2 protein-coding genes are annotated in these 3128 nt (G+C 42.5%); both read left to right on the forward strand.

Annotation, left to right across the window (positions count from 1 at the left end):
* The first annotated feature begins 88 nt into the window (after positions 1-88).
* On the forward strand, positions 89-2047 hold the full coding sequence (locus tag CAG68_RS12525; RefSeq protein ID WP_086047409.1) for a diguanylate cyclase domain-containing protein: 1959 nt from the start codon (positions 89-91) through the stop codon (positions 2045-2047).
* A gap of 54 nt (positions 2048-2101) precedes the next feature.
* The gene (gene galE / locus CAG68_RS12530) at positions 2102-3118 is read left to right on the forward strand and encodes a UDP-glucose 4-epimerase GalE (RefSeq protein WP_005376309.1); all 1017 of its coding nucleotides are present in this window, start codon (positions 2102-2104) and stop codon (positions 3116-3118) included.
* The last annotated feature ends 10 nt before the right edge of the window (positions 3119-3128 follow it).

Genomic DNA, 3128 nt, shown 5'->3' on the forward strand with positions numbered 1-3128 from the left:
ATCGTGTTAATCTTGTCGCCCTTCATGGGTGATAGATTGCATAATGGTTCTTCTGTCATTTTTGTGGTTGTCTGCGACAGGAATATATATGTCATTACGAGCGAAGCTTATTTGGCCTCTTCTGGTCTTTTTAACGGCTATCTTTGTTATCTCAAAAGGTTACACCTCGTATACTGTATACCAATCGTCTAAGCATGAACTGGTCGAGCAGACAAGAAAGCTGATTAACAATGTTTCTTTCTCAATTAAAGATGCGCTGACAACAAAGGACAAGCAAAAAGCTCAAACTATTCTCGCCAACTTTTTAAACCAGCCAAATGTAACGCGGGTCAAACTTTACGACCAAGATGACCAACCATTCGCTGTTATGGAGATAAGTGGGGCACTAGCACCCGTTCCAAGTCAAACCGAAAGAAGTAGGTTGCACGCTCTAGGCTATGCCTTATCAACCAAATTTCTTTATGTTCTAGAGCCGATTATCCATGATGGCTATGTCATTGGTAGCATGAGAGTTACGCTTTCTCATCGCCCAATTGTAGAAGCCATACAATCTATACTTCAAGATGGCGCTTTACTTCTTCTGTTTCTGATCGCTGGTGGCACTGTTTTTTACATAAGTATCGAGAGGCTTGTTCTCAAGCCCGTGATGGAACTCAACCGCGTAATAGAGAATGTGACACACGGACGAAACACGGAACATCAAGCTCGCTATTACGCCAAGGATGAAATTGGAGACCTCGCGAGCTCTTTCAATCAAATGATGAATAGGTTAACAGTACGTGAGAAGCAGCGGCAACATTCGCTAGACACACTAGAACAAAAGCGCGCATTTTCAGAAGAGGTTATCGAATCTGTTCAGCATGCATTAGTTATTACAGACAATTCCGGACGTGTTATTCATTGTAATACGGCGACCCAGCAAATATTTCAAAAAAAATTAGATGAACTTAAATATGCCAATATTCGTGATCTAATTAAAACCAAAACACCGAATGAGCTGAGTCAGATCCTGAGTCGAGGCCTAGAGTGCGATGATATTCACCTCAAAAATGCAGATAACGAACAGCAGTTGAGCCTAACCAGTCGTCGCCTCTCGACACATGAATACTTACTGTTTTCGATTCAAGATATCACCGAAATTGAAGAAGCCATAAACCGGCAACGTGTTGCGGGACGCGTTTTTGAAAGCAGCCAAGATGGTCTCATTGTTCTTAATCATCGCGGTGTCATTACGATGGCAAACCCTGCCGTCACTAAATTAGTCGGCTTAGAGGTGGATCAACTTATTGGGAAGTCATTCATCCAAACGCTAAAGTGGCGCAAGTTACAGGAAATGATGCCTAGTATCATCGAGTCGATAGAAAATTATGGCGTTTGGCAAGGTGAAGTTATCGAGAAGAACCATATTGGTCAGTTTGTACCGATGTTTGCTCGAGTCAATCGTATCGTTAAGTGTGAAGACTATGGTTTCTATGATCTGGTTATTGTTCTTACCGACCTTTCCGGCGCAAAAGAGATGGAACGATTGGAGCATTTAGCTCATCACGATGCTTTAACGGGGTTAGCCAATCGATCTAAGTTCCATTTAGAGTTGGAACAACTAGTACAACGCTCTGGATACTTGCGTGACGAATTTGCAGTTTTGTACCTCGATCTGGATGGATTTAAAGAAGTTAACGATACCTACGGTCATGATGCAGGTGATGAAGTTTTGAAAAAAGTTTCCGAGCGTCTAACATCTGCGACGAGACATAGTGATTTAATCGCAAGACTTTCTGGTGATGAATTTGTCATGTTGGTAAATCCCGCCAATCAAAAAGTGGTCACCCGAATAGCAGAACAGTTGCTCGAGAGCATATGTGCTCCAATTGAGTACAAAGGTCACTTACTCAAAGTTGGCGTTAGTATCGGCGTAAAATTAGTCGGCGTAAATGAGCGCGATGCTACTCGAGTTTTAAAAAGTGCGGATACGGCAATGTATCAAGCAAAGAAAGCCGGAAAAGGCCAAGCAATATTAATGGGATGCGAATTACAAGAGACAGTTTAAATCGTAACGTCAAAGCTTTAAACTAACTCAATTCGCGTCAGAAGGAATAATAAAATGAAAGTACTCGTTACGGGTGGTATGGGCTATATCGGTAGTCATACGTGTATTCAAATGATCGAAGCTGGCATGACGCCAGTGATTCTAGACAACCTGTACAACAGTAAATCTACGGTATTAGATCGAATTGAAAAGGTATGTGGTGTAAAGCCAACCTTCATTAAAGCCGATATCAGAGATAAATTGGCGATGGTAGAAGCACTAAAGTCGCACAATATTGAAGCTGTTATCCATTTTGCAGGTTTAAAGGCCGTCGGTGAGTCTGTAGCAAAACCTTTAGAGTATTACGACAACAACGTTAATGGCACTTTAGTATTGGTTGATGCAATGCGTGAAGCCGGAGTTAAATCGTTGGTATTTAGTTCATCAGCGACTGTATATGGTGATCCTGCATCTGTACCCATTACAGAGGACTTTCCAACTAGCGCAACTAACCCATATGGGCGCAGCAAATTAATGGTAGAAGAGTGTTTAACCGACTTCCAAAATGCGAACCCTGACTGGAGCATTACACTTCTTCGTTACTTTAACCCGGTAGGTTCACATCCAACAGGCGAGCTAGGTGAAGATCCTCAAGGTATTCCAAACAACTTAATGCCGTTTGTTTCTCAAGTTGCGGTAGGGCGCAGAGAGTTCCTTTCTGTGTTTGGTAGTGATTATCCGACCAAAGATGGCACAGGCGTACGTGATTATATTCATGTAATGGACTTATCTGATGGTCACGTTGCTGCATTAGAAAAAGTAGGTAGCAAAGCTGGCCTTCATATCTATAACCTCGGTACTGGTAACGGCTACAGTGTACTGGACATGGTGAAAGCATTTGAAGCCGCAAGTGGTAAAGATGTCCCATACCAACTTGTTGAGCGTCGTCCAGGTGATATTGCAGAGTGTTGGGCGGATCCATCAAAAGCGATGAATGAGTTAGGTTGGAAAGCAACTCGCACTCTAGAAGAAATGACTGGCGATACATGGCGCTGGCAGTCTACTAACCCTCAAGGTTATCCAGATGCCTAATCTTTAATTT

Source organism: Vibrio sp. V42_P2S4T144, assembly GCF_009904715.1.
Taxonomy (GTDB): Bacteria; Pseudomonadota; Gammaproteobacteria; order Enterobacterales; family Vibrionaceae; genus Vibrio; species Vibrio alginolyticus.